This window comes from Streptomyces yongxingensis, from assembly GCF_055597465.1.
Genome location: NZ_CM145717.1, coordinates 5,959,542 through 5,981,922 on the forward strand (window position 1 = coordinate 5,959,542; position 22,381 = coordinate 5,981,922).

A 22,381-nucleotide genomic window follows, 5' to 3' on the forward strand; every position below is an offset into this window, starting at 1 on the left:
GTCCAGGGCGCGCCCTGCTGGGTGAGTCTCATGGCAGCGGATCTGGACCGCGCGCACCACTTCTACGGAGAGCTCTTCGGCTGGGGCTTCCGCCCCACCCGGCAGGGGCACGGCCGTTACACCATCGCGTACACCGAGGGCGGCGTACCGACCGTCGGCATCGGCGCCTCGTCCCCGTCGGCGGGGGTGAGCCTGCCGGTCACCTGGACCACGTACTTCGCGGCGGACAGCGCGGACGAGGTGGCCTCACGCGTCCAGGAGCGCGGTGGCACGGTCGCGGTCGGGCCGCTGGAGTTCGGCAGTGGCCGGGTGGCCTGGGCGGCCGACCCGGACGGGGCCAACTTCGGCATCTGGGAGGGCGATCTGACCTCCGCCTGGTGGGGCGAGCGCAGACCGGGCGCGCCCGTATGGCTGGAGCTGCGCACCCGTGACGCCTTCGAGGCGGCGCTCTTCTACGGTCAGGTCTTTGGCTGGGACGCCCAGGGGCGGGAGCGCTGCGACGTTCGCTTCGAGCACGACCGGGTGGTCCTCCATATCGACGGTAAGGCCGTCGCGGGGCTGCGCGGTGGCGCCATCGAGGCCGCCCCGGACCCGAACGTCCGGCCGCGCTGGCGGGTCTATTTCTGCGTGAAGGACGTCGACGAGGTCGCCGAACGCGCCGCGGAACTGGGCGGCGGCGTCCTCACCCCACCGGCCGACACGCCCTATGGGCGCATCGCGGCGCTGCACGACCCGGAGGGCGGGATCTTCAGCGTGGCGGCCGTGCGGAAAGGTCCCGCGGACGGGGATCCTGCCGGTTGAGGCCGGGGCCGGGGCCGGGGCCGGGGCCGGAGCTGGGGCTGGGCTTGGGACTGGGGCCGGGGCCTGGGGGCCTGGGGAGGAGGGGCAGGGGCCCTCGACGGCTGTAGGCGGCGGCGCCTACGATCGGGAGTACGGCATCGCGTGTCGGTCACCGGCTGGGTGAGGCATGGAGGTGCCCGTGAGATTGCCTTACGGAGGCATTCCACAGTGTCTGTCGAGTTGAATCACACGATCGTCCATTCTCTGGACAACCACGAATCCGCCGAATTCCTGGCGAATATTCTTGGCCTCGAGGTCGGAGAAGAATGGGGCCCGTTCGTTCCGGTGGAGACCAGTAACGGTGTCACCCTGGACTTCGCCACCATTCCCGGCGAGTCGATCGTCATGCAGCATTACGCGTTCCTCATCTCGGACGAGGAGTTCGACGCGGCTTTCGGGCGAATCCGGGAGCAGGGGGTCACATACTACGCCGATCCCCATCTGAAGCAGCCGGGCGAGATCAACCACCATCACGGCGGGCGCGGGCTGTACTTCATGGACCCGGCCGGTCATGGCATGGAGATCATCACTCGCCCGTACGGCAACGAGGAGTAGTCCGGGGAGGGCCTGAGGCTCTGGACTACGGGTGGGCCGGGGCGCCGTACGCCGCGGCCCACCCGCTCAGTCCGCTTCCCGCCCCTCTTGCTCGCGGTTCCGGCGCTCCCGCCACGTCCGTACGGCCTCGTCGATGTCGAATGGCGCGAGATTGAGCGGCGGGCCGGGCGGGGGCCGGCGGATCGCCTCACGGATCTTGTCATTGACCTCCGAGAGGATCTCCCGCACCATCCGCTCCGACGGCGCCTTCTCCACGGCGGCGAGCGCGTCTTCCGCCTCTTTGCGCAGTACGAGTGTCGGCGGCAGAAACGACAAATTCTCGCGGGCCATCTTCTCCTTGACCCACCACAGATCGTCGTAGGGCTTGTCGAGATGGGGGAGGGGCTTTCCCTTCCCCTGGAGGTTGGCGAACGCGCCGCGTTCCTCTGCCTCACGGATCTGTCGGTCGGCCCACGTTTCGAAACTGATGCCCGGTGGCTTTCGCTCGGTCACCCTCAGATTCTCCCTCGGGCGGCGCGAAACGCGCCACAGGCCGTAGGGGAACGGGGGGTCAGAGGTGGGAGACGAGGACCGGCAGCAGATCCTGGAATGTCCGCCCGGTTGCGGGCGCGCCGATCGCCGACATCTGCCAGGCCCCGCCCGCTCCGCCTCCGCCCACTCCGCCCTCACCCGCGCGGTGAACCTTGGCCATGATCTGGGCCGTGTAGGGCCCGCCGCCGCTCAGGGTGTAGCGGGCCAGCTCCTGGCCGTTGGTTTCGTCGACCAGACGGCAGAAGGCGTTCTGCACCTCGGCGAAGGTCTGTCCGGAGAAGGAGTTCACCGTGAACAGGATCTGATCGACATGGGCCGGAACACGCTGCAGATCGATCAGGATCGATTCGTCGTCCCCGCCCTGACCGGCGCCACCGACGAGGTTGTCGCCCGTATGCCGCACGGATCCGTCGTCGCTCGTCAGATGTTGGAAGAACACGACGTCCACGGCTTCCCGCCCCGCGAAGAGCACGGCCGAGGCGTCCAGGTCGATCTCCTTGGCGGTCAGCCGGGCGAGGAACCCCTTCCGCGGCGCGGCCTGCCAGCCCAGGCCCATGCGTACCGCGGTGAGTTCACCCCCGTCGGACTTGCTCAGGCTGATCCGCTGGCCCTTGGCCAGGTTTACCGTCATGTGGTTCCTCTCTCGCTCTTCTGACTCGTCCGGGACGGGCTGTGCGACCTCTCCAGCCGGTCGCGCAGGAACGGCAGGATGCCGCGGTGAAGAAGGGCCCTCAGCCAGGCGTCGCGGGCCGTGGCCACGGCCGCGTCATCCCGGCGCCTGACGTGGGGCGGGTGCGTGGGTGGATGCGGGTGGGGGCGGGGGTGCCCATGAGGACGCGAGCGCTGGTCGGGGGCCGAGGTTCGGTGGCGTACGGCGGTGACGAGCAGGCAGGCCACCCCCACCACCAGAGTGAACGCCGCGATCGTCGCGCTGGTCTGCCCGGCGGTCAACAGTGCGTCGGCCAATTCGCGTTGGGAGTCGAGGAGCCCCAGCAGCCCGCCGAGGAGCAGAAAGGCCGCGGTCGACGCGCCGGCCAGAGCCGGTGCGAGGACGGCGAGCACCGGCAGCAGTCCACCGACGCCTGCCGAGGCGGTGGGTGAGCCGGATGGGGCAGATGCGGCGGGTGCGGCGGGCGCGGTCGTCGCCGCGGCGGCGCGTTGCCGGAGGTACGCGGCGTATTCGGGCGCGGCGGCCGTCGCGATCAGCTCGCTCGCCACGAGCGCCTGGGCGCGCAGCCGTTGGATGTCCGCGTCCCCGGTGGCCCCGTTGCGCCGCAGGGCCTCACGGATCTCCGCCGTACGCAACGCCTGGTGCAGCGCCCGCTCGAAGTCGGGCCTGTCCTCGGCCTGTAAGCCGGGTGGGGCGGTCATGTCCGCGCTTCCTCGATGAGTAGGAATGAACCGGCCGCCGGGCCTGCCTCAGGGGAAAGGCCGGGCCCGGCGGCCGCGGGGAGGGCGTCAGTCAGAGATTGACGCCGAAGTCGGAGGCGATGCCCGCGAGCCCCGAGGCGTACCCCTGGCCGACCGCGCGGAACTTCCACTCCGCGCCGTTGCGGTAGAGCTCGCCGAAGACCATCGCCGTCTCGGTCGCGGCGTCCTCGCTCAGGTCGTAGCGGGCGAGTTCGACGTTGTCGGCCTGGTTGACCACCCGGATGAAGGCGTTCCGGACCTGGCCGAAGTTCTGGCTGCGGCTCTCCGCGTCGTGGATGGAGACCGGGAAGACGATCCTGGCGATCTCGGCGGGAACGGCGGCCAGGTTGACCTTGATGGCCTCGTCGTCGCCCTCGCCCTCACCGGTGAGGTTGTCGCCGGTGTGCTCCACGGAGCCGTCGGGGCTGGTGAGGTTGTTGTAGAAGACGAAGTGCCGGTCGGACGCGACCTTACCGGCCTCGTCGCACAGCAGCGCGCTCGCGTCGAGGTCGTAGTCGGTGCCCGTCGTCGTCCGCACGTCCCAGCCCAGGCCGACGACGACGGCGCTCAGGCCCGGTGCCTCCTTGCTCAGCGAGACATTGCCGCCTTTGGACAGGGAAACTCCCACGATCTCCTCCTCGTGCTCGGTGGACCGGAGTCAAAATCTACAACACTGTAGAAGTTCGTGGAGTGAGGGGCGGAGGAGTTGGCGAGATCTGGGCGTGAGGACGAGGCAAGGCGGGGCGGGAGCGAAAGCGGGCCGGGGCGAGGGCGAGGCGAGTCGGGCCGGGGCCGGGGCGAAGCCGGTAGCCCATCTGGCCCACCGACTCACCACCCCCACCTCACCACCCCACCACCTATCGGCCTACGCGGTGGCGAGCGACACCTCGGTCGACTTGATCAGAGCGGTGACGAGGCTGCCCTCGGCGAGCCCCAGCTCCGCCGCCGCGTCCTGGGTGATGGCGGCCGTGAGCTCCTGGCCGCCGCCGATGTCGATGACGACGGTGGCCATGGCGGCCCCGAGGGTGAGGCGGCTGACGGTGCCCGGGAAGCGATTGCGGATGCTCAGCCCCGAGACCTCCCCGGTGGCCAGGGCCACCTCAGTGGCCTTGGCCAGCGCCGTCACCTCGGAGCCCTCCCCGATGCCGAGCTCCTTCACGGCACTCATGGTCACGGCGGCCGTCACCATCTGCCCCCCGGACAGCCGCCCCTGCACCGTGGCCATGGCCTCGCCGGGCGTCACGGACACGACGGTGGCGGGGAGCTGATTGCGGATGCTGAGACTCATGGGTGCACCACCCCGGAGGCGGAGGTCAAGGGCCTGATACGCCTCACCCTAGGCACCCACCCAAGGATCCGCGCGCCGACGCACAACGGCCCCATACGTCGCACAGGGCTGGGCGGCGCCCGCGCATCACCCCCAGCCGCACCCAGCCACCCCACCCCCCACGTACGATCGGACGAATGCGCCGCTCTCCCGCCGACCTCGTCCGCGAATTCCACCTGGCCTTCGGCCTCGACGCCCGTAAGACCCCCACCGAGGTCTCACCGGAACTCGCCGCCCACCGCCAGGATCTCCTGGCCGAGGAGTGCGCCGAAGTGGCCGAGGCGAGCGCCCATGGCACCCTCGACCACCTCGCCCACGAACTGGCCGACGTCGTCTACGTCGCCTACGGCACCGCCCTGGTCCACGGCATCGACCTCGACGAGGTGATCGCCGAGATCCACCGGGCCAATATGACCAAACTCGGCCCCGACGGCCGCCCCACCCTCCGCGCCGACGGCAAGGTCCTCAAGGGCACCCACTACCAGGCCCCCGACATCCCGGCCGTCCTCCGCCGCCAGGGCTGGACGCACGAGGCCGAATAGGCGCCCCGTCCCGCTCGGGCGGCTGGAATGCTGGGCGGATGCAGAACACGACGCCGGACGGGGCGGCCGCGGAGGCCCTCGCCTGGACGGAGGGCGCACATCGCAACGCCGTCGGCCTCGCCGCGATGCTCGGGGTCGTGCCCGAGCGGTACGCCGACGACCCTCTGGCGCTCATGCCCGGCCTCCAGAACTACGTGGACCGACTCCCACTCGGCGAGTTCGAGCAGTCGGACTGGATCACGCTCCACACGGATCTGACGTCGTACCTGGGCGATGTGCTGGTACGTCGCCACGGAGCCGCCTGGAAGAAGGCCGCTGACGCCAGCTCACCGGCCGGATACCGCTACCTCATCGAGGCCGAGGGGCTCGACGGAGCGACCCACCGCGTCGAGCCGTACGACGTCGTGATGGAGGAATTCCAGCATCTCCCCATCGCCATCGCCCGGATGCTGGCCAACGCGGAAGCAGCGCTGCGCCTGACCGCGTGGTGATCGCTACGGAGCGAACGGTGCGGGGCGCGGTGCCGCGCGCTCTTCTGCTCAGCCACCCCGCCACCGCGGGGGAGGTGGCGAAGGTCGACGTCCGCTCGTACACCCGGGCAACTGGACCTGACAGAGCCCCGCCTGTCCAACCCTGACGGCCTGGCACTGCGCGTCAGCGGCGCCGTCATCGGGGAAACGCGGCTACGCGGCGCCGCCCCGATCGAGGGCACCGTGAATCTCCGCGGCACCCAGCTCCAGCCGCTTTACGCAGAGCGGCTGTCCGGCTCGACGCACTCCTGCTGACCGGCACCCTGATCAGCGGCTCCACTCCACTACACCGGAAACGAGTCAGGGACCCGATCCGCTTTCGCGAATCAGGCCCCTGACCTGTGTTCCTTCAGTCGGGGTGGCGGGATTTGAACCCACGACCTCTTCGTCCCGAACGAAGCGCGCTGCCAAGCTGCGCTACACCCCGAAGCAACGAGCTCTACTTTAGCGGACCTGTGGCCAGAGACGAAATCCGGTTTTCGAGGTCCCGCAGGTCGGGACGGTCCCGGTGGGCGGGGTGGGGTCAGGGGGTCTGGGGGGTGAGGGTGAGCAGGGTGGCTTCCGGGGGGCAGGCGAAGCGGACCGGGGTGTAGCGGTTGGTGCCGCAGCCCGCGGAGACGTGGAGGTAGGAGGTGTGGCCGCCGGCCTGGTGCTGGGAGAGGCCCTTGACCCGGCGGGCGTCCAGGTCGCAGTTGGTGACCAGGGCGCCGTAGAAGGGGATGCACAGTTGGCCGCCGTGGGTGTGGCCCGCGAGGATCAGGGGGTAGCGGTCCGCGGTGAAGGCGTCGAGGACGCGCAGATACGGGGCGTGGACCACGGCCAGGGAGAGGTCGGCGCCCGACTCGGGGCCGCCGGCCACCTCGGCGTAACGGTCGCGCTTGATGTGGGGGTCGTCGAGGCCGGTGAGGGCGATCTCGATGTCCTCCAGCTTCAGGCGGCCGCGGGTGTTCGACAGCCCGACCCAGCCGGCCGCGTCGAAGGCGTCGCGGAGCTCCGTCCACGGGTTGTGGATGGCGCCGACGACCGGGGGGTTGCCGTTCAGACCGTGCCTCCCGCTGGCCTTCTCCAGCAGATAGCGCGCGGGGTTGCGCGGCTTCGGGCCGTAGTAGTCGTTCGAGCCGAAGACATACGCGCCGGGGAACTCCATCAGCGGGCCCAGCGCGTCCAGGACCTCCGGTACGCCCTCCGGGTCCGAGAGGTTGTCCCCCGTGTTCACCACGAAGTCGGGGCGCAGCCCGGCCAGGGACTGGAGCCAGCGCTGCTTCTTGCGCTGTCCGCTCACCATGTGGATGTCGGAGACCTGCAGGACGCGCAGGGGGCGCATCCCCCGCGGGAGCACCGGAACGGTGATCCGCCGGAGCCTGAAGGACCGGACTTCGAAGCAGGCGGCGTAGGCGAGGCCGGCTGCGCCGACCGCCGTGATTCCCAGGGGTACTCCGTATCGCGCGCGCATGCCGTCCATGGTCGCAGAACGCCGCCGGGGGAGAAATCTTCGGGTGATTCCCGGCCAGTGCTGGCACACTCGACGCCATGACCACCACGCTCAAGTCCAGGCTGCAGGACGATCTCACCACGGCGATCAAGGCGCGCGACGAGCTGCGCTCCTCGACTCTCCGGCTCACCATCACCGCGATCACCAAGGAAGAGGTCGCGGGCGAGAGCGCGCGTGAGCTGTCCGACGCCGAGGTGGAGAAGATCGTCGCCCGGGAGGCCAAGAAGCGCCGTGAGGCCGCCGAGGCGTTCGAGAAGGGCGGCCGCGCCGAGCAGGCCGAGCGGGAGCGGGCGGAGGGCGAGGTGCTCGCCGAGTATCTGCCGAAGCCCCTTACGGACGACGAGCTGAACGCCCTGGTGGCCGAGGCGGTACGGGAGGCCGCGGCGGGCGGCGCGGAGGGGCCGCGGGCCATGGGCGCCGTGATGAAGATCGTGAACCCGAAGATCGCCGGGCGGGCCGAGGGCGGCCGGGTCGCCGCCGCGGTGAAGCGGCAGCTCGCGGGCGGGTAGTCCCCGCCCGGAGGATCTCTTGTCGCGTTGTGCTACGGGGCGGGTACGTCACGTTACGGGTTCATGGGCGCCGTAAGGCTCCCGTTACGGCCGTAAGGATCCCCGCGCGCACATAAGACGCAGACATAAGAAGGGGGCCGGACATCTCCGTCCGGCCCCCTTCAGCGCTCGATCACGAGCCACCGCTACCGCGGAAAGCGCCAGCCGCCATTCCCGTTGCCGTTACCGCCGTTCCCATTGCCGCCGCCGATCAGGTCCGGGGGCAGGGAGATGTCCGGCCACGGGTTGTCCTGGCCGCCGTTGCCGCCGTTGTCGTTTCCCCTGTCGCGGCCCGGCCTGCGGTCGTCCGGCTTCTTGTCGTCGTGGGGCTTGCGCTGGTTCGGGTCCTTGATCTGGACGTTCACGAAGTTCGGGGCCGGCTTGCCGTCCAGCGCGCCGCTCATCGCGTCCTTCCAGATCGGGCCGGGGGTGTCCGCGCCGTAGACCTTGTCGTGGGGGACGCCGCCGATGGTGATGTTCTCCATCTTGACGCCCTTGGAGCCCGGGCCGCCGACCCACACCGCACCGGCCATGTTCGGGGTGTAGCCGACGAACCACGCGGCCCTGCGCTCGTCCGTCGTACCCGTCTTACCGGCGCTCGGGCGGCTCTGGAGCCCGGCCTGCTTGCCGGTGCCGTCCTCGACCACTCCGCGCAGCAGCGTGTTGATGGTGTCCGCGGTCTTCTCCGACATCGCGCGGGAGCACTTCGACTGCGGCACCTTCAGCTTCTTGCCGCCGGGTCCGGTGATCGACTCGATGAAGACCGGCGAGCAGTAGACACCGCGGTTGGCGAAGGTCGCGTAGGCGTTGGCCATCGTCAGCGGCGAGAAGCCCTCGGAGCCGAGGGTGAGGGAGGGCACCTGGTTGTGCTCCTGGCCGTCGGCGCGCTTCGCCCCCATCTTGTCGGCCATCTGCGTCACCGGGCAGACCCCGATGTCGCTGATCAGCTGGACGAAGTAGGTGTTGACCGACTTGGCGGTCGCCTCCTTCATCCCGTACGGGCCGACCTCCTTCTCGTTCTCGTTCTCGACGGTCGCGCCCTCGTCGTTGCTCCAGGTGCCCTTGCAGGTGGTGACCGGGCTCGGGTACTTCATCTTGTACGGCGAGGAGTAGCGCTGGTACGGCTTCTTGCCCTGCTCGATGGCGGCCGCCGCGGTGATCGGCTTGAACGTGGAGCCGACCTGGAAGCCGTAGTTCGAGCCGCCCATGGACTTGTCCGCGGACAGGTTGATCTGGGTCTCGTTCTCGCCGAAGCCGTACGGCCTGGACTGGCCCATCCCCAGCACCTTGCCGGTGCCCGGCTCGACCAGCGTCACCGCGGTGGCCACCGGGTCGGACTGGTAGACATGCTTCTTGATCGACTTCTGGACCGACTCCTGGGCCTGCGGGTCGAGCGTCGTGCGGATCGTCAGACCGCCCTGGGTCCAGCGCTTGGAGCGCGCCTCCGCGGTCTTGCCGAAGGTCGGGTCGTTGAGCAGGGTCTCGCGGACGTAGTCACAGAAGAACCCGGCGCCCTTGACGGCCGTGATGCAGCCGCTCCTGGGCATGCTGACCTTGAGGCCGAGCGGCTTCTTCCGGGCCGCGGCGGCCTGCGCCGGAGTGATGTCCTTCACCTCGGCCATGCGCCGCAGAACGGTGTCGCGACGTGCCTTGGCGGCGTTCGGGGCGTTGATCGGGTCGTAGCGGCTGGGCGACTGGACGAGACCGGCCAGCAGCGCCGCCTGCTCCAGCTTCAGGTCCTTGGCGGACTTGCTGAAGTAGCGCTGGGAGGCCGCCTCGATGCCGTACGCCTGCTGCCCGAAGAAGGTGATGTTCAGGTAGTTCTCGAGGATCCGCTTCTTGCCCAGTTCCTTCTCGACCTTGATCGCGTACTTCAGTTCCTTGATCTTGCGGCCGATGGACTGCTGGGTGGCCTCGGCGACCTTCTCCTTGTCGTCGCCCGCCTCCTCGACGAACACGTTCTTCACATACTGCTGGGTCAGGGTGGAGGCACCCTGGGAGACCCCGCCGTCCTGCGCGTTGGTGTTCACCGCGCGCAGCACGCCCTTGAGGTCGACCGCCCCGTGCTCGTAGAAGCGGGCGTCCTCGATCGCGACGATCGCCTGCCGCATGTACGGGGAGACGTCGTTCAGCTTCACGATCGTCCGGTCGCGGGAGTAGACCTTCGCGATCTCCCCGCCCTCGGCGTCCAGGATCGTGGTCCGCTGGCTGAGCGGCGGTGTCTTGAGATTGGCCGGAATTCCGTCGAACTCCTCGACGGTTCCCTTGGCCGCCAGGCCGAGCGCCCCGACGGCGGGAAGCGCGAGCCCGGCCATCACGGCACCGGCCAGCGCGCTGACGCCGAGGAACTTGGCGGCCTGTTGAGCGGTGGACAGCCCTCCGCTCGAGCGCGTGTTTCCCATAGGACGCAGCCTACGTCTCGAATCGCCGGACAGGGGACCGGGTGTTCGCATAAGCTGTTTCACGCCAGTCACAGCTGTGTGGCTGAGCCACACCTCCACCCTCACTCAAGTGAGCGATGAGAGCTGCCCGGATTGCGGCCCCCTGTCCTGAGCTGCCCGTTGTTCGGTGCGTGAACTGCCCGGATTTGCACTAGTAATCGCAAATGTCGTCAGCTCACTCCGTTGGGTGATCTGCCGCGTACCCATAGTCCGTTCGGACCATCCAAGATTGGGCCTGCAGGGGGTGTTGCGCTGTGTCTCGCTTCCGTAACGTCCTCAACTGGCGACGGTGAATAAGCCGTTTGTCGCCGTGGGGGAGCTCCGATTCGGGAGAGGACGGCGCCAGCATGGGCTGGGTAACCGACTGGAGTGCGCAGGCCGCCTGCCGCACTACTGATCCAGATGAACTGTTCGTCCAGGGCGCGGCACAGAACAGGGCCAAAGCGGTCTGCACCGGATGCCCGGTGCGCACCGAGTGCCTTGCGGATGCCTTGGACAACCGCGTGGAGTTCGGTGTGTGGGGAGGGATGACCGAGCGCGAGCGGCGAGCACTGCTGCGCCGCCGGCCGACGGTGACCTCCTGGCGCAGGCTCCTCGAGACCGCGCGCATCGAGTACGAGCGCAGCGCGGGGATTCTGCCCTTCGACGACGAGGACTACGAGCGCTTCGCCGCGGTCGGGTAGACCGGGCGGCGGTCCGCCGGTGGTCGGCTGACAGCCTGCCGGGCTGACGGCCTGCTGGGTTGACGCCTGCAGGTTGACGCCTGCTGGGTTGACGCCTGCCGGTGTGAGCGTCTCGCCTCATCATCACCTCACCCACCTCTCGTCTCGGCACGAGTGGGGGTGCGAGTACGGGCGCGCCTCGTCAGGGGCGGGTACGGGTACGCGCACGCCTCCGAGCACGACCGCGGCCCTGGCCGCGGTCGGCCGTGGGGCTGTGGGGGCGCGTGTGACATGGCCTCGGATGAGCATGGCCTCATGCGGTATGGCCTGGCGTGACATGGCTAACAGGTTGTCGCGGGCGGGGAGTTGGCCCGCCGCCTGGGCCACGCCTGGGCCAGTGGTACCGCCTTCGGCTGCCGGTTACGCCCTTGGCCGCCGGTGACTGTGGCCTGCCTGCGCGTGGGGCGTGGGTCTGCCTGTGCGCGGGCCGTAGGCCGCCAGCCGAGCAGCCGCGTCCGCCGAAGCCCGAGGCCCCGAACCCGAGCCCGGCTACGGGCGTCCGCGCGCCTGTCCGCCTCGGTGGCCGTCACCGGGTGCCATGCGGTCCATCACCGCTGTCGCTCGCTGTGCGCTATGCGTGCTGTTGCTGTCTGTGCTGTTGCTGTCTGTCGTGCTGTCGTGCGTCTCCATCCATGCGCGGGCGGCCGACCGCCCGGCGGGCACCGACTCAGCCCGCCGCGCGCTTGGTCCGCTCCAGCGGGACCGCGAGGCGTTCGCCGATCGCCCGCAGTCCTGCCAAGTCGTGTACGTCGCCAGGGAGTGCGGCCACTTGGGCCACCGGAACCTCGGGGTGGAGCGCCGTGAAGCGGTCGTGCGTGCGCTGCTCGCGTCCGAGCACCTGCATACGCTCCGCGTGCAGCCGAAGCAGTCCCGCGGCGAGCCGCTCCGCCGACGAGTCCGCCGACGTGGGGGAGACGTCGGGGTCCGCTGCCGAGGGGTTCCGCGCTTGAGCATTCCCTGAGGGGGGATCGACAAATCCGCCGTCGGCAAGATTTTCTGCCCCGGCGCCGTTCTTGGCCGGATCGCTCCCCTCCGTGGTGTTCACGGCCGCATCGTCCGGATCCACCGGGTCGCCCTCCAGGGTCAGGATCTCCGCCGCGGCCAACGCGCGTTCCGCCGAAAGCTGTTCGGCACCGCTGCCGTGCACCCGGTTCAGCACCAGCCCGGCCAGCGGCATCTGGTCCGCGGCCAGCCGTTCCACGAAGTACGCGGCCTCCCGCAGGGCGTCCCGCTCGGGTGCGGCCACCACGAGGAAGGCCGTCCCCGGAGCCTGCAGGAGCCGGTAGGTGGCCTCCGCGCGAGTACGGAATCCGCCGAACATGGTGTCCATCGCGGCAGCAAACGTTTGAACGTCGCGCATCAGCTGCCCGCCGAGCACCTTGCTGACCGTGCCCGTCATCATCGAGACGCCCACGTTCAGGAACTTCATCCCGGCCTTGCCGCCCACCTTGGCCGGGGCCATCAGGACCTTGATGAACTTCCCGTCCAGGAAGGAGCCGAGACGTTTCGGCGCGTCCAGGAAGTCCAGCGCCGACCGGCTGGGCGGGGTGTCGACGACGATCAGGTCCCATTCGTCGCGGGCCCGGAGCTGGCCGAGCTTCTCCATGGCCATGTACTCCTGCGTGCCCGCGAAACCGGCCGAGAGCGACTGGTAGAAGGGGTTCGCGAGGATCGCCCGGGCGCGCTCGGGGTCGGCGTGCGCCTCCACGAACTCGTCGAACGTCCGCTTCATGTCGAGCATCATGGCGTGCAGTTCGCCACCGTCCCCGCCGCCGATGCCCTCCACCCGGCGCGGGATGTTGTCCAGCGCGTCGATGCCCATGGACTGCGCGAGCCGGCGGGCCGGATCGATGGTGAGGACGACGACCTTACGGCCGCGCTCTGCGGCCCGTACGCCCAGGGCGGCGGCGGTGGTGGTCTTACCGACACCACCGGAGCCGCAGCACACCACGATGCGGGTCTGCGGATCGTCCAGCAGGACGTCCATGTCCAGCCGGGGTGCCACGTCCATGCTCATGCCGCCTCCTGCGTACGACTCGTTGTCCGTGGCGCCCTTACGGTGGGCGCCGCTCACGTCGGCCACTGCTTGCGCAGATCCGCCGCGAGCCGGTACAGCCCGGCCAGGTCGATGCCGTCCGTGAGCAGCTCCAACTCGTGCAGTGGCAGACCCAGCCCGGTCAGCTCGGCGCGCTGCGCCCGCTCCAGGGCCACCCGCTCGGCGTGCTCGCGCGCCTGCTCCAGCAGCGGGTCGACCAGCCGCTCGGCCATGCCGCCGCGGCGCGCACCGCCCAAGCCCGCCTGGGAGAGCGCCTTGGCGACGGCCGCGCGCTGCCCGTTGGCGGCCACCTCGACGGCCTCGTGGTCGAGGATCGCGGGCCGGACCATGTTGATGATGACCCCGCCCGTCGGAAGGTCGTCGGCGCGCAGCTCGGCGATGCCGTCCGCGGTCTCCTGGACCGGCATCTCCTCCAGCAGGGTCACCATGTGGACCGCCGTCTGGGGGGACTTCAGGACGCGCATCACCGCCTGGGCCTGATTGTGTATCGGGCCGGTCCTGGCCAGCCCGGCCACCTCGTGGTTGACGTTCAGGAAGCGGGTGATGCGGCCGGTGGGCGGCGCGTCCATGACCACGGAGTCGTAGACGAAGCGGCCGTCCTTGCCCTTACGGCGCACCGCCTCGCACGCCTTGCCGGTCAGCAGGACGTCCCGCAGCCCCGGGGCGATGGTGGTCGCGAAGTCGATCGCGCCGAGCTTCTTGAGGGCGCGTCCGGCCGAGCCCAGCTTGTAGAACATGTGGAGGTAGTCCAGGAGTGCGAACTCCGGATCGATCGCCAGAGCGTGCACCTCCCCGCCGCCCGGGGCGGTGGCGATCTTCCGCTCCTCATAGGGCAGCGGTTCCGTCTCGAAGAGCTGCGCGATGCCCTGACGGCCCTCGACCTCCACCAGCAGGGTGCGCTTGCCATCGGCCGCGAGGGCCAGCGCGAGTGCGGCGGCGACCGTGGTCTTGCCGGTTCCGCCCTTGCCACTGACGACATGGAGCCTGCTCACAGTGGGGAGCCTAACCAGTCCCCCCTCGCCCTACGCACCAGGGCCCGGCGGAGAGGCATTACAGTCGGCCCCATGACCAAGTGGGAATACGCGACCGTACCGCTGCTCGTGCACGCCACGAAGCAGATTCTGGACACCTGGGGCGAGGACGGCTGGGAGCTGGTCCAGGTGGTCCCCGGCCCGAACCCGGAGCAGTTGGTGGCCTATCTGAAGCGGGAGAAGGGCTGATGGCGGGCGGCACGGTCGAGGGCAGGCTCGCCGGGCTCGGCCTGACGCTGCCCGCGGTCGCGGCGCCCCTGGCCTCCTATGTGCCCGCGCTCCGCACCGGCCCGTACGTCTACACCTCGGGCCAGCTGCCGCTGGTCGAGGGGAAGCTGGGCGTGACCGGCAAGGTCGGCGCGGAGGTCACCCCGGAGGAGGCCAAGGACCTGGCGCGCACCTGTGCGCTGAACGCGCTGGCCGCCGTGAAGTCGGTCGTCGGTGACCTCGACCGGATCGTGCGGGTCGTGAAGGTCGTCGGTTTCGTCGCCTCGGCGCCGGACTTCACCGGCCAGCCGGGTGTCATCAACGGCGCGAGCGAGTTGCTGGGCGAGGCCCTGGGCGACGCGGGCGTGCACGCGCGCAGCGCGGTGGGCGTGGCGGTGCTGCCCCTGGACGCGCCGGTCGAGGTCGAGATCCAGGTCGAGGTCGCGGACTAGCGGGCGCCGGTGCGCGGACCGGCGAGCGGTCCCGTCGGCGGACCGGTGGGCGCGGGCGTAGGCGGACGCGGACCGGTGTGACGGCCGGTGCGCGGACCGGCCCCGGCGTGGCGCCGCGGGGGCCACTCGAACATCAGCCCGTAAGCGCATAGCATCCGGCCATGTCCACTACGAATGGCCAGTGGTACCCACCCGAGTGGCCAGAGCGGATCCGGCTCCTGTCGGCCGGTGAGCTCACACCGGTGACACCGCGCCGGGCCGCCACCGTCCTGCTGCTGCGGGACGAACCGTACGGAACGGCCGGGCCGGACGCACCACAGGACGCACAGGACGCACAGGACGCACAGGACGCTCAGGGCGGGCACGAGGAGCACACACCGGACGAGCTCGACGCGGCGGAGCAGCCCGACGCGGCGCGGGAGTCCGCGAGGGCGCCGGAGCCCGCGGGGGCCGCGGAAGGCCCTGAAACGCCCCCGGAGGGCCCGCAGAACGCGGCGGGAGGGGCCGCCGGTCCCGCCGTCTACATGCTGCGCAGACGCGCCTCCATGGCCTTCGCCGGAGGCGCGTACGCCTATCCGGGCGGCTCCGTGGACCCGCGCGATGAGCGGATGGTCACCTGGGCCGGCCCCTCGCGGACGCAGTGGGCGCGGCGGCTGGGCCTGGACCCGAGCGAGGCGACGCAGGCGCAGGCCATCGTGTGCGCGGCGGTACGCGAGACCTTCGAGGAGGCGGGGGTGCTGCTGGCGGGCCCGACGCCGCACACCGTGGTCGCGGACACGACGGGGGACGACTGGGAGGCGGACCGCGCGGCGCTGGTCGCCCGGGACCTGTCCTTCGCGGAGTTCCTGGACCGCCGGGGGCTCGTACTCCGCTCGGACCTCCTGAGCTGCTGGGCGCGCTGGATCACCCCAGAGTTCGAACCGCGCCGCTACGACACCTGGTTCTTCGTGGCTGCGCTGCCGCGGGGGCAGCGCACCCGTAATGCCTCCACGGAGGCGGACCGGACCGTCTGGATCCGTCCGGGTGACGCGGCCGACGGCTACGACCGGGGCGAGCTGCTGATGATGCCGCCCACGATCGCGACGCTGCGCCAGCTCGCGGCGCACGGCTCGGTCGCCGACGCGCTGGCCGCCGCGGCGGACCGGGATCTGACGCCGGTCCTGGCCCGGGCGCGGGTGGAGAACGGGGAGCTGGTGCTGAGCTGGCCGGGCCATGATGAGTTCACCAAGCACATCCCGGGAGCCACGGGGGGACCTTCCGCATGACGTACGCATCCGCTCTGCCCGGCCAGCCGCGCGGGGGCACCATCGGCGGCCCGGCCACCGACCGGGCCGTCTGCGTCCTGGCGCCGAACGCCTCGCCCATGACCCTGGACGGCACCAACACCTGGATCGTGGCCGAGCCCGACTCCGACCTCGCCGTCGTCATCGACCCCGGGCCGCTGGACGACGCCCACCTCAAGGAGGTCATCGCGACCGCCGAGCGGGCGGGCAGGCGGGTCGCCCTGACGCTGCTCACCCATGGCCACCCGGACCACGCGGAGGGCGCGGCGCGCTTCGCGGAGCTGACGCGGACGTCCGTAAGGGCGCTGGATCCGGCGCTGCGGCTGGGGGACGAGGGGCTGGAGCTGGGGGATGTCATAACCACCGGCGGTCTGGAGCTGCGGGTGGTGCCCACGCCCGGCCACACCGCCGACTCGCTGTCCTTCCACCTTCCGGCCGATGGCGCGGTCCTTACGGGCGACACGGTGCTCGGGCGGGGCACGACCGTCGTGGCGCATCCGGACGGGCGGCTCGGCGACTATCTGGACTCGCTGCGACGGCTGCGCTCACTGACGGTGGACGACGGGGTGGACACCGTCCTGCCGGGCCACGGGCCGGTGCTGAACGATGCCCGGGGCGCCGTGGAGTACTACCTCGCGCATCGCGCCAACCGGCTCGCCCAGGTGGAGACGGCGGTCGAGGACGGCCACCGGACGCCCTCGGAGGTCGTGGCGCATGTGTACGCGGACGTGGACCGGTCCCTGTGGCCGGCGGCGGAGCTGTCGGTCCGGGCCCAGCTGGACTATCTGCGCGACCACGGGCTGATCTGAGGCCGGCGTTTCCCGGAGCCTTGGGGATCCACGGCCTGTGGGTCCAGCCGTTCATGAGCGCCGTAAGGCCCGCAGCGCCGTAAGCCCGCAGCGCCGTAAGGGGCCCGCCGGAATCCGGCGGGCCCCTTACGGTCGGTCTTCGCGTTCCGTTGGGCGTCAGCGGGAGCGCTTGGCCAGCCGCTCGACGTCCAGCAGGATCACCGCGCGCGCCTCCAGCCGCAGCCAGCCGCGGCCCGCGAAGTCGGCGAGCGCCTTGTTGACGGTCTCGCGGGAGGCGCCGACCAGCTGGGCCAGCTCCTCCTGGGTCAGGTCGTGGACGACGTGGATGCCTTCCTCCGACTGCACGCCGAAGCGGCGCGACAGGTCCAGCAGGGCCCTGGCGACCCGGCCGGGGACATCGGAGAAGACCAGGTCGGACATCTGGTCGTTGGTCTTGCGCAGGCGCCGGGCGACCGCGCGCAGCAGCGCGGAGGCGACCTCGGGCCGGGCGTTCAGCCACGGCTGGAGATCGCCGTGGCCGAGGCCGAGCAGCTTGACTTCGGTGAGGGCGGTGGCGGTGGCGGTGCGCGGGCCCGGGTCGAAGAGCGACAGCTCGCCGATCAGCTCGCCGGGGCCGAGCACGGCCAGCATGTTCTCGCGGCCGTCGGGAGAGGTGCGGTGGAGCTTCACCTTGCCCTCGGTGACCACGTACAGGCGATCGCCGGGGTCCCCTTCGTGGAAGAGCGCGTCACCCCGCGCGAGGGTGACCTCTCCCATGGAGGCGCGCAGCTCAGCGGCCTGCTCGTCATCGAGCGCCGCGAAGAGCGGGGCGCGCCGCAGAACGTCGTCCACGAGTCTCTCCTTGTCGACATGCACAGGGGACCGACGTCCCCATGATGCCGGACGGTAAAACAGTGCGATCAATCACAAGTTTGACGCACTGGCCTGCCGAGCTGTGCGGCAGGGGTCCGATTGGGGGCCTCTTCGCGGTGGCCGGACCGGATGTCGGTGGGTGGGCTTAGGCTGGCCGGGTGTCCAATACGCCGGTGAGAGCACAGGGCAAGGGGGCCGGACGGGTGACCGCACCTCGTAATTCCGCCGTGGGCGAACAAGAATCCGCCGACTCGACAGAAGCCTCGAAACCGCATAAATCGGTCAAGGGCTCGAAGGGCGCCCGTCCCGAGTCCCGGCTCGCCCTCGTCCGCCGCGCCCGGCGGATCAACCGCGAGCTCGCCGAGGTGTATCCGTACGCCCACCCCGAGCTGGACTTCGAGAACTCGTTCCAGCTTCTGGTGGCCACGGTGCTGTCGGCCCAGACCACCGATCTGCGGGTCAACCAGACCACCCCCGCGCTCTTCGCCGCGTATCCGACGCCCGAGGACATGGCCGCCGCCGACCCGGAGGCCCTGGAGCAGCTGATCCGGCCCACCGGCTTCTTCCGCGCCAAGGCCAAATCGCTGCTTGGCCTGTCCGCCGCCCTCCGCGACCGCTTCGGCGGCGAGGTCCCGGGCCGGCTCGAGGACCTGGTCACCCTGCCCGGTGTCGGCCGTAAGACGGCCAATGTGGTGCTCGGCAATGCCTTCGGGGTGCCGGGCCTGACCGTGGACACCCACTTCGGGCGGCTGGTGCGGCGCTGGAAGTGGACCGCCCAGGAGGACCCCGAGAAGGTCGAGGCGGAGATCGCCGCGCTCTTCCCCAAGAGTGAGTGGACGATGCTCTCGCACCGCATCATCTTCCACGGCCGCCGCGTCTGCCACGCCCGCAAGCCCGCGTGCGGCGCCTGCCCGATCGCCCCGCTCTGCCCGGCGTACGGGGAGGGCGAGACCGACCCGGACAAGGCGAAGAAGCTGCTGAAGTACGAGATGGGCGGCCAGCCGGGCCAGCGCCTGCGCCCGCCGTCCGACTACCCCGGCCGTCCCGCCGCCCCCCTGGGAGCCGCCGAGTGACGAGCACGTACGGGGATGTGGAGGTCAGCGCCCAGGGGCTGCCCGAGTGGCTGCTCCCGGTGGCCCGGCTGGCCGAGACGATCGAGCCGCGCCAGCTGAGCCGTTATCTGCCGCCCGCGCAGGGCGGAGGCCGCCCCTCCGCCGTGCTGGTGCTCTTCGGCGAGGGCCCCGGCGGCCCGGAGCTGCTGCTGATGGAGCGCTCCGGCTCGCTGCGCTCGCACGCCGGCCAGCCCTCCTTCCCCGGCGGCGCCCTCGACCCGGAGGACGGCGATCCGGAGGAGGAGGGCCCGCTGCGCGCGGCGCTGCGCGAGGCCGAGGAGGAGACCGGGCTCGACCCCTCGGGGGTCCAGGTCTTCGCGGTGCTGCCGCGGCTCTACATCCCGGTGAGCGGCTTCGTCGTCACCCCGGTGCTGGGCTGGTGGCGCCGGCCCACCCCGGTCGGGCCGGTGGACCCGGCCGAGACGGCCCGGGTCTTCACGGTTCCCGTGGCGGATCTCACGGACCCGGCGAACCGGGCCACCACCGTCCACCCGAGCGGCCACCGGGGGCCCGCCTTCCTGGTGGGATCCGCTCTGGTCTGGGGTTTCACCGCCGGAGTGATCGATCGCATCCTGCATTACGCGGGGTGGGAGCGACCGTGGGACCGAGCCAAGCGCGTCCCACTCGACTGGCGCGCGTGAGACGGTGTTCCGGTGAATGTGCTGGACATCCTGCTGCTGCTCGCCGCCGTGTGGTTCGCGATCGTCGGCTACCGCCAGGGTTTCGTCGTCGGCGTGCTGTCGGTGACGGGGTTCATTGGAGGCGGGTTGATCGCGGTCTATCTGCTGCCGCTCATATGGGACGGCACCACCGACGACAAGGCATCCCCGGGCACCGTCGGTGCCGTGGTGGCGATCGTCCTGGTGATCGTGTGCGCCTCGGTCGGCCAGGCGGCCACCACCCACCTGGGGAACAAGCTGCGGCGGTACATCACCTGGTCACCGGCGCGCGCCCTGGACGCGACCGGCGGCGCGCTGGTGAACGTCCTGGCGATGCTGCTGGTGGCCTGGCTGATCGGCTCCCTGGTGGCGCAGACCTCGCTCCCCACCCTGGGCAGGGAGGTCCGCGACTCCAAGGTGCTGCTCGGGGTGTCCCGCGTCGTTCCGGAGGAGGCGAACACCTGGTTCACCGACTTCTCCTCGGTGCTCGCGCAGAACGGCTTCCCGCAGGTCTTCTCGCCCTTCGCCAACGAGCCGATCACCTCGGTGCCGCAGCCCGACCCCGCGCTCGCCCAGTCGCCGGTGGCCACGCGGGCGCAGGAGAGCATCGTCAAGGTCGTCGGCACCGCCCCCAGCTGCGGCAAGGTCCTCGAGGGCAGCGGCTTCGTCTTCGCCCCGAACCGGGTCATGACCAACGCCCACGTCGTCGGCGGCGTCAGCGACCCGACCGTGCAGATAGGTGGCGAGGGCCGGCTCTACGACGCCAAGGTCGTGCTCTACGACTGGAAGCGCGATATCGCGGTCCTCGATGTGCCCTCGCTGCAGGCCCCGGCGCTCCAGTTCGCGCAGGAAGACGCGCGCACCGGTGATGGCGCGATCGTCGCCGGCTTCCCGGAGAACGGCGCCTTCGATGTGCGCGCGGCCCGCGTCCGCGGCCGTATCGAGGCCAATGGCCCCGACATCTACCGCCGCTCCACCGTGCACCGCGATGTGTACTCGCTGTACGCGACGGTGCGGCAGGGCAACTCCGGAGGTCCGCTGCTCACCCCGCAGGGGCGGGTGTACGGCGTGGTCTTCGCCAAGTCCCTCGACGACGCCAACACCGGATACGCGCTGACGGCGGACGAGGTGAGCGAGGACATCCAGAAGGGGCGCACGGCCGACCAGCCAGTGGACAGCCAGGGGTGTGCCCTCTAGTTTCCGGTGTCGCCGTGGACCCGGGCCGCGCCCGAGATACTGCTAGCGGCTGCGTGGATGGCGCAGCCGCGCCGAGACCCACCGGGCCCGGCGGCGGATGATGCGGGGAATCCCGATGTTCGGGTCATGGCCTTGGGTAGGCCCGGAGCCGCCCCGCTCGGAAACACTCAGCGCGGCATTGGCGGTAGCGGCGGCCTCGGGGCCGCGGCTATTTGGTGCGTCACGGTAGTCGTGCGTCCAGCCCATACCTCGGTGTGTGCCCCTGACCCAAGGTCCGTAATCGCCGCTGGCTGCGGCAATTGGCCTATGCTCCAGGCAATTGGCTGTTCGAAAAACAGATGTTCGCACGCGCGTGGGGGCGTGGTCGGAATGCGTACGTCCGATGACGCTCAGCGGTCGGGTTCGGGGTCCTTCAGCCAGTTGATCAGCTCGGTGCTGAAGGCCCGGGGGTCCTCCTCGTGCGGGAAGTGGCCGAGCCCGTCGAAGAGCCGCCAGCGGTAGGGGGCCTCGACATACTCCCCGGAGCCCGCCGCGCTGCGGGTGCGCATCACCGGGTCGAGTGACCCGTGCAGATGCAGGGTCGGCACCCGCACCGGCCGCTTCATCCGCCGGTTGAACTGAAAACCGTCCGGCCGTGCCAGCGACCGCACCATCCAGCGGTACGGTTCGATCGAGCAGTGCGCGGTCGAGGGGATGCACATCGCCCGCCGGTAGACCTCCACCGCCTCGTCCTCGGGCAGCCGCGGTCCGGACCAGTCCCGGATCAGCCGCCCCACGGCCGCCGCGTCGTCCGCGACCAGCCGGCGCTCGGGCAGCCAGGGCCGTTGGAAGCCCCAGATATGGGAGCCGGCGGCGCTCTGCTTGACGTCCGCGACCATCGCCGAGCGCCAGCGGCGGGGATGCGGCATCGAGGCCACCGCGAGCCGCCGCACCAGCTTCGGCCGCATCACGGCGGCCGTCCAGGCCAGGTATCCGCCCAGGTCATGGCCCACGAGGGCGGCGTCTGGCTCGCCCAGCGAGCGGATCACACCGGTGATGTCGAGGGCGAGGTTGGCCGGGTCGTAGCCCCGTGGCGTACGGTCGCTGCCGCCCACCCCGCGCAGATCCATCGCGACCGCGCGATAGCCGGCGTCGGCGAGCGCGGGCAGTTGGTGCCGCCAGGTCCACCAGAACTGCGGAAAGCCGTGCAGCAGCAGCACCAGTGGGCCGTCACCCAGCTCGGCGATGTGGAAGCGCGCGCCGTTGGCCGCGACATCCCGGTGGGTCCAGGGGCCGTCGAGCCGTACGACCGACGCGGAGGTATCAGGGACGGTCATGCCGACGAGCGTGTCACATCCCGGGCCGGGCGTCCGCCATTGCTCTCGGCACGCGGATGCGGCTTGACGCTCCCCAGTACGGCGGCCGTCTCCTTGGACGAGGAAATCGACCGCTTCGGGGCCTTGACCTTCTTGAACTTCAGCAGCGCCAGCAGACCCAGGATCCCCGCGAACAGCCAGTAGATCCCGCCCACGATCAGGAAGCACCAGGCGAGGCCGAGGCCGGTCCACGAGCGCATCCCATAGGCGAGGGCGAAGCTCAGCACCGGCAGCGAGAACAGCAGCAGCACTCCGGCCACCATCCCCGCGCCGCTGCCGACCGCGGCCTTCTTGGCCCCCACCCGGAGCTCGGCCTTGGCCAGCGCGATCTCGTCGTGCACCAGCGCCGACAGCTCGGTGGTCGCCGTCGCCACCAGCTGGCCGAGGCTGCGGTTGCCGCCGTCGTCGGCTGCGCTCATCGCCATCTCCC

26 protein-coding genes and 1 tRNA gene are annotated in these 22,381 nt (G+C 70.7%); 13 read left to right on the top strand and 14 right to left on the bottom strand.

Going from position 1 to position 22,381, the window contains the following annotated elements:
• The first annotated feature begins 30 nt into the window (after positions 1-30).
• Both ACZ6TD_RS25705 and ACZ6TD_RS25710 read left to right on the top strand, forming a co-directional pair.
• A complete protein-coding gene (locus ACZ6TD_RS25705) occupies positions 31-801 on the top strand; it encodes a VOC family protein (protein ID WP_471341964.1) in 771 nt (256 codons plus the stop codon).
• Positions 802-1,008: 207 nt separating this feature from the next.
• A complete protein-coding gene (locus tag ACZ6TD_RS25710) occupies positions 1,009-1,395 on the top strand; it encodes a VOC family protein (RefSeq protein ID WP_044573040.1) in 387 nt (128 codons plus the stop codon).
• A 66-nt stretch (positions 1,396-1,461) separates the two neighbouring features.
• Here ACZ6TD_RS25710 and ACZ6TD_RS25715 read toward each other — a convergent pair whose 3' ends face one another.
• From ACZ6TD_RS25715 to ACZ6TD_RS25735, 5 genes are all read right to left on the bottom strand, one after another.
• Complete coding sequence (locus ACZ6TD_RS25715) at positions 1,462-1,887, bottom strand: DnaJ family domain-containing protein (RefSeq protein ID WP_471341965.1); 426 nt, start codon at positions 1,885-1,887, stop codon at positions 1,462-1,464.
• A 58-nt stretch (positions 1,888-1,945) separates the two neighbouring features.
• The gene (locus ACZ6TD_RS25720; protein WP_471341966.1) at positions 1,946-2,557 is read right to left on the bottom strand and encodes a TerD family protein; all 612 of its coding nucleotides are present in this window, start codon (positions 2,555-2,557) and stop codon (positions 1,946-1,948) included.
• The gene (locus ACZ6TD_RS25725; RefSeq protein WP_471341968.1) at positions 2,554-3,297 is read right to left on the bottom strand and encodes a hypothetical protein; all 744 of its coding nucleotides are present in this window, start codon (positions 3,295-3,297) and stop codon (positions 2,554-2,556) included. Before ACZ6TD_RS25725 ends, ACZ6TD_RS25720 begins: the two co-directional genes overlap by 4 nt.
• Positions 3,298-3,388: 91 nt before the next feature.
• Positions 3,389-3,964: a TerD family protein gene (locus tag ACZ6TD_RS25730; RefSeq protein WP_471341969.1), complete on the bottom strand. Its 576-nt coding sequence runs from the start codon at positions 3,962-3,964 to the stop codon at positions 3,389-3,391.
• Positions 3,965-4,201: 237 nt separating this feature from the next.
• Complete coding sequence (locus ACZ6TD_RS25735) at positions 4,202-4,624, bottom strand: TOBE domain-containing protein (protein WP_471341970.1); 423 nt, start codon at positions 4,622-4,624, stop codon at positions 4,202-4,204.
• 176 nt (positions 4,625-4,800) lie between these two features.
• Here ACZ6TD_RS25735 and ACZ6TD_RS25740 point away from each other — a divergent pair, with 176 nt between their 5' ends.
• Together ACZ6TD_RS25740 and ACZ6TD_RS25745 are read left to right on the top strand one after the other, a co-directional pair.
• Positions 4,801-5,205, top strand: a complete 405-nt coding sequence (locus ACZ6TD_RS25740) for a pyrophosphohydrolase domain-containing protein (protein WP_471341971.1) — start codon at positions 4,801-4,803, stop codon at positions 5,203-5,205.
• 38 nt (positions 5,206-5,243) lie between these two features.
• Positions 5,244-5,696, top strand: coding sequence for a hypothetical protein (locus ACZ6TD_RS25745; RefSeq protein ID WP_471341972.1), 453 nt, complete (start codon positions 5,244-5,246; stop codon positions 5,694-5,696).
• 392 nt (positions 5,697-6,088) lie between these two features.
• Here ACZ6TD_RS25745 and ACZ6TD_RS25750 read toward each other — a convergent pair.
• Together ACZ6TD_RS25750 and ACZ6TD_RS25755 are read right to left on the bottom strand one after the other, a co-directional pair.
• Positions 6,089-6,162, bottom strand: a tRNA-Pro gene (locus ACZ6TD_RS25750).
• 96 nt (positions 6,163-6,258) lie between these two features.
• A complete protein-coding gene (locus tag ACZ6TD_RS25755) occupies positions 6,259-7,188 on the bottom strand; it encodes a metallophosphoesterase (RefSeq protein WP_471341975.1) in 930 nt (309 codons plus the stop codon).
• Between the two features lie 77 nt (positions 7,189-7,265).
• Between ACZ6TD_RS25755 and ACZ6TD_RS25760 the strand changes: the two genes are divergently transcribed.
• Positions 7,266-7,736 (top strand): GatB/YqeY domain-containing protein, encoded by a 471-nt coding sequence (locus ACZ6TD_RS25760; protein ID WP_470003259.1) that lies wholly within the window; start codon positions 7,266-7,268, stop codon positions 7,734-7,736.
• 185 nt (positions 7,737-7,921) lie between these two features.
• On the opposite strand, the gene ACZ6TD_RS25765 is transcribed toward ACZ6TD_RS25760, so the two are convergent.
• Entirely contained in the window at positions 7,922-10,177 is a 2,256-nt protein-coding gene (locus tag ACZ6TD_RS25765; RefSeq protein WP_471341978.1) for a transglycosylase domain-containing protein, read from the bottom strand.
• A 386-nt stretch (positions 10,178-10,563) separates the two neighbouring features.
• Here ACZ6TD_RS25765 and ACZ6TD_RS25770 point away from each other — a divergent pair, with 386 nt between their 5' ends.
• Entirely contained in the window at positions 10,564-10,899 is a 336-nt protein-coding gene (locus tag ACZ6TD_RS25770) for a WhiB family transcriptional regulator (protein WP_020870211.1), read from the top strand.
• Between the two features lie 706 nt (positions 10,900-11,605).
• Here ACZ6TD_RS25770 and bagB read toward each other — a convergent pair.
• The gene (bagB, locus tag ACZ6TD_RS25775; RefSeq protein WP_471341979.1) at positions 11,606-12,955 is read right to left on the bottom strand and encodes an ATPase BagB; all 1,350 of its coding nucleotides are present in this window, start codon (positions 12,953-12,955) and stop codon (positions 11,606-11,608) included.
• A 53-nt stretch (positions 12,956-13,008) separates the two neighbouring features.
• Positions 13,009-13,986: an ATPase BagA gene (gene bagA, locus ACZ6TD_RS25780; protein WP_471341980.1), complete on the bottom strand. Its 978-nt coding sequence runs from the start codon at positions 13,984-13,986 to the stop codon at positions 13,009-13,011.
• A 72-nt stretch (positions 13,987-14,058) separates the two neighbouring features.
• Between bagA and ACZ6TD_RS25785 the strand changes: the two genes are divergently transcribed.
• The 4 genes from ACZ6TD_RS25785 (at position 14,059) to ACZ6TD_RS25800 (ending at position 16,776) form a co-directional block, all read left to right on the top strand.
• A complete protein-coding gene (locus ACZ6TD_RS25785; RefSeq protein ID WP_020870215.1) occupies positions 14,059-14,214 on the top strand; it encodes a DUF4177 domain-containing protein in 156 nt (51 codons plus the stop codon).
• On the top strand, positions 14,214-14,684 hold the full coding sequence (locus ACZ6TD_RS25790; protein WP_198275991.1) for a RidA family protein: 471 nt from the start codon (positions 14,214-14,216) through the stop codon (positions 14,682-14,684). Before ACZ6TD_RS25785 ends, ACZ6TD_RS25790 begins: the two co-directional genes overlap by 1 nt.
• A gap of 161 nt (positions 14,685-14,845) precedes the next feature.
• The gene (locus ACZ6TD_RS25795) at positions 14,846-15,949 is read left to right on the top strand and encodes an NUDIX hydrolase (RefSeq protein WP_471341982.1); all 1,104 of its coding nucleotides are present in this window, start codon (positions 14,846-14,848) and stop codon (positions 15,947-15,949) included.
• On the top strand, positions 15,946-16,776 hold the full coding sequence (locus ACZ6TD_RS25800) for an MBL fold metallo-hydrolase (protein ID WP_471341984.1): 831 nt from the start codon (positions 15,946-15,948) through the stop codon (positions 16,774-16,776). Before ACZ6TD_RS25795 ends, ACZ6TD_RS25800 begins: the two co-directional genes overlap by 4 nt.
• A 156-nt stretch (positions 16,777-16,932) precedes the next feature.
• Here the strand turns inward: ACZ6TD_RS25800 and ACZ6TD_RS25805 are convergent, their stop codons facing one another.
• Positions 16,933-17,607, bottom strand: a complete 675-nt coding sequence (locus ACZ6TD_RS25805) for a Crp/Fnr family transcriptional regulator (RefSeq protein ID WP_014061749.1) — start codon at positions 17,605-17,607, stop codon at positions 16,933-16,935.
• Positions 17,608-17,855: 248 nt separating this feature from the next.
• On the opposite strand from ACZ6TD_RS25805, the gene nth reads away from it, so the two are divergent.
• From nth to ACZ6TD_RS25820, 3 genes are read left to right on the top strand one after another with little or no spacing between them, the layout of a single operon-like run.
• On the top strand, positions 17,856-18,701 hold the full coding sequence (gene nth, locus ACZ6TD_RS25810; RefSeq protein WP_037955321.1) for an endonuclease III: 846 nt from the start codon (positions 17,856-17,858) through the stop codon (positions 18,699-18,701).
• Entirely contained in the window at positions 18,698-19,381 is a 684-nt protein-coding gene (locus ACZ6TD_RS25815; protein ID WP_470003265.1) for an NUDIX hydrolase, read from the top strand. Before nth ends, ACZ6TD_RS25815 begins: the two co-directional genes overlap by 4 nt.
• Positions 19,382-19,393: 12 nt before the next feature.
• Positions 19,394-20,596: a MarP family serine protease gene (locus ACZ6TD_RS25820; RefSeq protein ID WP_471341986.1), complete on the top strand. Its 1,203-nt coding sequence runs from the start codon at positions 19,394-19,396 to the stop codon at positions 20,594-20,596.
• Between the two features lie 42 nt (positions 20,597-20,638).
• Here the strand turns inward: ACZ6TD_RS25820 and ACZ6TD_RS25825 are convergent, their stop codons facing one another.
• The 3 genes from ACZ6TD_RS25825 to ACZ6TD_RS25835 all read right to left on the bottom strand — a co-directional run bounded on the left by ACZ6TD_RS25825 (position 20,639) and on the right by ACZ6TD_RS25835 (position 22,370).
• Positions 20,639-20,842: a hypothetical protein gene (locus tag ACZ6TD_RS25825; protein WP_075200444.1), complete on the bottom strand. Its 204-nt coding sequence runs from the start codon at positions 20,840-20,842 to the stop codon at positions 20,639-20,641.
• Between the two features lie 143 nt (positions 20,843-20,985).
• Complete coding sequence (locus tag ACZ6TD_RS25830; RefSeq protein WP_471341988.1) at positions 20,986-21,912, bottom strand: alpha/beta fold hydrolase; 927 nt, start codon at positions 21,910-21,912, stop codon at positions 20,986-20,988.
• Entirely contained in the window at positions 21,909-22,370 is a 462-nt protein-coding gene (locus tag ACZ6TD_RS25835) for a phage holin family protein (RefSeq protein ID WP_470003268.1), read from the bottom strand. The genes ACZ6TD_RS25830 and ACZ6TD_RS25835 overlap by 4 nt, the downstream gene beginning before the upstream one ends.
• Positions 22,371-22,381 lie beyond the last annotated feature (11 nt).